At 58.1% G+C, this 4943-nt stretch carries 5 protein-coding genes and 1 pseudogene; 2 read left to right on the top strand and 4 right to left on the bottom strand.

What is annotated here, in order from left to right:
• Nucleotides 1–449: pseudogene (locus ACVW0B_RS14150) on the bottom strand (hypothetical protein); the annotation flags it as partial.
• 33 nt (nucleotides 450–482) lie between these two features.
• Entirely contained in the window at nucleotides 483–1136 is a 654-nt protein-coding gene (locus ACVW0B_RS14145; RefSeq protein WP_457491978.1) for a cobalt-precorrin-8X methylmutase, read from the bottom strand.
• A gap of 101 nt (nucleotides 1137–1237) precedes the next feature.
• On the opposite strand from ACVW0B_RS14145, the gene ACVW0B_RS14140 reads away from it, so the two are divergent.
• Nucleotides 1238–2356, top strand: a complete 1119-nt coding sequence (locus ACVW0B_RS14140; protein WP_457491977.1) for an alpha/beta fold hydrolase — start codon at nucleotides 1238–1240, stop codon at nucleotides 2354–2356.
• A 124-nt stretch (nucleotides 2357–2480) separates the two neighbouring features.
• On the opposite strand, the gene ACVW0B_RS14135 is transcribed toward ACVW0B_RS14140, so the two are convergent.
• Both ACVW0B_RS14135 and ACVW0B_RS14130 read right to left on the bottom strand, forming a co-directional pair.
• Nucleotides 2481–3128 (bottom strand): flavin prenyltransferase UbiX, encoded by a 648-nt coding sequence (locus ACVW0B_RS14135; RefSeq protein ID WP_457393219.1) that lies wholly within the window; start codon nucleotides 3126–3128, stop codon nucleotides 2481–2483.
• A 166-nt stretch (nucleotides 3129–3294) separates the two neighbouring features.
• Nucleotides 3295–3825, bottom strand: a complete 531-nt coding sequence (locus tag ACVW0B_RS14130) for an ATP synthase subunit B family protein (protein WP_238376845.1) — start codon at nucleotides 3823–3825, stop codon at nucleotides 3295–3297.
• A gap of 533 nt (nucleotides 3826–4358) precedes the next feature.
• Between ACVW0B_RS14130 and ACVW0B_RS14125 the strand changes: the two genes are divergently transcribed.
• A complete protein-coding gene (locus tag ACVW0B_RS14125) occupies nucleotides 4359–4601 on the top strand; it encodes a DUF751 family protein (RefSeq protein WP_041436092.1) in 243 nt (80 codons plus the stop codon).
• Nucleotides 4602–4943 lie beyond the last annotated feature (342 nt).

The raw sequence follows: 4943 nt of genomic DNA, 5'->3' as shown, positions 1-4943 counted from the left end.
TGTTCAGCCCGGATCTCGGAGATTTGGGCTGCAAAGGCCTGCCGCATCTCAACCATCTGAGCCTCAAAGCGCTCAGCCGACCGCTGCTGCTCGGCCCGCATTTCGGCCATCTGGGCCTCAAAGCGCTCGGCAGATCGTTGCTGTTCAGCCCGGATCTCGGAGATTTGGGCTGCAAAGGCCTGCCGCATCTCAACCATCTGAGCCTCAAAGCGCTCAGCCGACCGCTGCTGCTCGGCTCGCATTTCGGCCATCTGGGCCTCAAAGCGCTCGGCAGATCGTTGCTGTTCAGCCCGGATCTCGGAGATTTGGGCTGCAAAGCCCTGCCGCATCTCAACCATCTGAGCCTCAAAGCGCTCAGCCGACCGCTGCTGCTCGGCCCGCATTTCTTGGATTTGTTCTTGTTGTTGCTGAAGGTTGCGAATCAGCCACTCCTCTTGTTCTGGGGTCATGGGAAAGGTCTGAAGATATCCCTTCAATTCTAGTCAGTTGGGGATGGGATCCCGTTGAGCTGCCAAGAGAAGGGCATTGACAATGGCAGCAGCAACTGGGGATCCGCCTTTGCGGCCCTCCACCCGAATCTGGGGAACATCCGTTTGCGCCAACGCCTGCTTGGCCTCTTCCACCGCCACAAATCCCACCGGCACTCCGATCACCAAAGCCGGTTTGACCCGCTGCGCCCGAATCTCCTCCACCAAAGCCAGCAGTGCAGTGGGGGCATTGCCGATGACAAACAGGGCTTCCGGATGGCGGCGTGCTAAGTTCACCATCCCATTAGCGGCACGGGTTTGGCCGGGCCAACGGGGCTCCTCCACCCAGTCCAAAGCACAGTAGAGGGGGATCCCTTGGGCTTTCAGACCTGACTGGATCCCAGCTGCCACCATCCTGACATCGACAATGACAGGCTGCTTTTGCCGTAGGGCTGCCAGGGCGTGTTCAACGGCGTTGGGGCCGAAGAAAAAGCGATCCCGCAGCTCAAAGTCGGCAGTGGCATGAATGGCACGGCGCACCACCTCATAAGGGATCCCTTGCCAGGGGTGGGGGCCGATCTCCTGATCGATCTGGCGAAAGCTGGCAGCGGTAATCGGGTCTATCCCGAAGGCTTCATCCATTGGGTCTGGGGTTATGGACACAGTCATGCTGGCATGTCCTGGAAGATATAGAAGAACCGGTGGCAAAGTACGTCCTATTAAATGATGAGCCGAGGAAACCACTAAGATTGGTCTAGCCTAAATTGGAGATGAGCCTATTGTTGTCACCCACTCCTCCCTTGCACGGACTCGACTCCCATCCTTCCCCTTCTGCTCGGGTCAGCGCCAATTCCGTCGGCAATCCCGGTTTCTCCTCTGTTGATGCGCCCTCCCCTTCCCCAACGGGTAGCGACAGGGATCCCTTGTCGGCTTTGCCTCGCTACGGCTACTCCCAAACCTGGCATTGGCGGGGCTGGCCCATCCATTTCACTTACACTCCCAGTCGTGCCCAAACCCCTGCCGGTGTCGTCAACTTAACGGCAGCTCCGGCCCTTTTAATCCACGGATTTGGGGCTTCGGTGGGCCATTGGCGCCACAACATCGTCCCTCTGGGATCCCAGCGCTCCGTCTATGCCCTCGACCTGCTGGGATTTGGCAAGAGTGCCAAGCCGGAGATTGCCTACAGCGTTGATCTGTGGGTGGAGCAGGTACACGAGTTTTGGCAAACTCACATTCAGCAGCCCAGCATCCTGGTGGGCCATTCCATCGGGGGCTTGGTGGGAGTCATTGCCGCCGCCCGCTATCCCCAGATGGTGAAGGGCCTGTGCTTGATTAGCTGCGCCGATGGGCCCCATCCGGAAGAATTGCCCTCTCCCTGGGATGCTCTGGTGCGAGCCCTCTGCGAAGGGATTCTGTCGTTGCTGGGGTGCCCCCTCACTTATCCCCACCTCTTCAACTGGCTGCGACAAACCGAGGTGCTACGAGCTTGGATCAAGAATGTCTACAAGCGGGATGAGCAGGTGGATGACGAGCTGGTGCAGATCTTCCAGAGACCGGCCTTTGAGCCGGGGGCAGCCCACGTGTTTTTGGACGGTCTGAGGGCCATTCTCTGCCGCCGCTTCGACAGCCCCAAACGCCTGCTGCCCACCCTAAAAATGCCTATCTTGCTACTTTGGGGCCGAGAAGATCCGGCAGTGCCCAGTTTTTTGGCAGACCAATTTAAGCGCTGGCAACCTGCCCTCACCTTGGTGAAGCTGCCGGGAGTAGGCCACTGCGCCCACGACGAGCTGCCTCACTGGGTCAACACCCTCATCGGGGAATGGGCGGCCAGTCTGGAGACCTGCCCTGACTTGCCCACCCCCCTTCAGCGGGATCCCCGAGTCGGCTAGCTCAGCAAGTGATCTGAGCTATTCCCGGCAAGGTGCCACAAGTGAGGGCTATCGGCACAGGCCCCCCCAGCTTGGAACACCCCCAAGCCAAATCCCAGCCTGCCGCCGGGAAAAGGGATCCCGCTCAGAGATCAGGGGGCAGCTTGAGGATCTGATGCTGGCGCATCCCCTGCCAGCGGCGAATGAGATCGCCATCAATACCGAACTGATCCAACGCCTTCACCACCACAAAATCCACCAAATCTAGGATGGTACGCGGCTGGTGGTACCAAGCTGGAATGGCCGGAACAATGCGCGCCCCCGCTTCTGCCAGAGTGGTCAAGTTGCGCAGGTGGATCAGGCTAAAGGGGGTTTCCCGCGGCACCACCACCAAGCGTCGTCCCTCCTTGAGCTGCACATCAGCAGCCCGCTCCAGCAGATCCGAGCTCAAGCCGGCAGCCAACTTGGCAACTGTACCCATGCTGCACGGGATCACCAACATCCCCTGCGTGCGATAGGAGCCACTGGCAATGGTTGCCCCCACATCCTGCCAGCGATGACAAACTAGGGATCCACCGCTGCTCTCGGCTTGCTGTCGCCAAAAGTGGGCCTGCTTGCGGGGGTCTGTCGGCAGCAGCACCCCTTGTTCTCCCTGCCACACCTGATAGGCCGCTTTGGAGGCCACCACTTCGACGCGGTAGCCCAGGCTGAGCAGAACATGCAGAGCGCGCACAGCATAGAGCATCCCTGAAGCGCCTGATACGCCAAGGATGATGGGCAGAGAGGATGTCAAGGGCCGCTGGGGAACGTCTTCTGCTCAAGTCTAGCGAGGGGAGCCGTCCCTCGCCTGCTCAGGAGATCCCTAACCCACCGCTCCAAAAGACTTGCACAACGCGGGATAAAAATGCTCCTGGCACAGGTTGAAGGCAGCGCTCAAGCCCCAGTCTGACTCTTCTCTGTTAGGTCTGCAGATTTTGCCGCCCGTTGCGGATCACCCGCAAGGACTCCACCAACCGCAACTCCAAGTCTTGCAACACCTGATCCACGTAACGGTGGGCCTCCCGCTGCAGGCGCTCCGATTCCTGCAGTGTCTGTCGCCGCACCTCCTCACTATGTTGATAGGCTTGTTGCAATAACTGCTCCGCCTGAGCTTGGGCCTGTCGCAGAATCGCCGATTCGTTGAGGAGCTGCTCAGCCCTACGTTGGGCCGCGGCCACAATTTCTTGGGCGTAGCGATTGGCCTCTGCCAAGATCCGATCCCGCTGGCGCAGCAGTTCCTCCGCTTCCTCCAGGGCTGTCGGCAGGTTCAGGCGGATAAAGTCTAACTGCTCCAGAATCTTTTCCTCTTCAATAAGGGTGCGAGACCAAAACAGGCGAGGGCTACTGAGAATGGCTGCCTCCAATTGATCCAGGGCCTCCTGGACGCGCATCAGAGCCAGGGTCTGATCCCCAAAGGGTACGCCGGCACGATTGGAAGGATCAGAGGGCAATTCTCGCATCAGTCTATGAAGAGGGGAGGCTGCACTGAGCAAAAGAGCAGATCAGGCAGGATAACGCCTACCATATCAGGTTCTCGGTTTCCTGAATCTGCGCAGTCTCCCCTTCGCTCCAACCACTCTTCGTGAAGTAGATGTTCTTTTTGATATGAGGGGACGATGGACTTTCTCCCTCGCGGAGGCTGTGAGCCAAGCGGCAGAGAGGCTGCTTACCGGTCGGTTGGTGCCACAGCGGCTGGGGAGCCGAGGTTGCTCGGCTGCCAAAAGAGCGCCAATGGAGGAGATTTATAGTCATTTTGAATAGGAATAAAACATTTCCGTTGCATTGCTCTCCAACCCCCCTCTCCCAGAGAGATGAGCTGGGGGGTCGCGGCAGCGGCGCGGAGCGTTTGGGGAGTGTCTCAATCTAGTTTGAGATGACTACACTTTTTGAGTTGCCGCCAGTTCCCTGAAGATGGCCAGCCTCCAGATGGTTGACAGCTACCTATGGCACACTGAGAAAAAAGGAGTTGGAGCCCCAGCCTCTTATGCCACAACCGCAGCCCCCCAGAAGACTGGAAGACCAGTTTGTGGAGAATGTCTCCCGTTATCCCACTTACTTTATTACCGTTTTGCTGGGGGGGATCTGGGCTGGCCTCCAGCCTTTTGTCGGCCTGTATCGCAAAAGTCCAACAGCGGCGGCTATGGTTACGCTGGGATCCCTTTTGTTGCTTCTATTTGTTTATTTCACCCTGCGAGGCATGACAGGGAATACCTTTTGGCCAGAATAGATACTGGGTTGAGGTTGGGGCCCATGGGCGAAGCTGTGCAGTGGACGCCGGCAGCATAAGCACGCCTCAAGGGGATCCCTCTTTTTCGCCCCACTGCTGACAAGAAGTAAAGTGCTCCGCACCGCTCGCGCGAATGAAAAGTTTGCCCCGGAATGGTGGCGGTCTATGGGCAGGCCAAGCCTCAATTGGCTCTTCAGGGATCCCGGCTGCAAGCTGTAGCGAGGGGATTGGATTTGCCGCTAGCTTGGTAGAGCATGACTCTAGTCAATAATAAGCTCAACTATACTGAAAATAATGTATAATATGTTCAGTACGGATTACTACCAGTTGATCTTTCTGTTT

The sequence above is a fragment of the Thermostichus sp. MS-CIW-23 genome (genome assembly GCF_054059455.1).
Note: the sequence above shows the minus strand (reverse complement) of the source record. Positions and strands in the feature narration are given on the sequence as shown.

Excerpts from the sequence above, each read along its gene's own strand:
- ACVW0B_RS14145 (WP_457491978.1), bottom strand. The coding sequence starts at position 1,136 with ATGACTGTGTCCATAACCCCAGACCCAATGGATGAAGCCTTCGGGATA.
- ACVW0B_RS14140 (WP_457491977.1), top strand. The coding sequence starts at position 1,238 with ATGAGCCTATTGTTGTCACCCACTCCTCCCTTGCACGGACTCGACTCC.
- ACVW0B_RS14125 (WP_041436092.1), top strand. The coding sequence starts at position 4,359 with ATGCCACAACCGCAGCCCCCCAGAAGACTGGAAGACCAGTTTGTGGAG.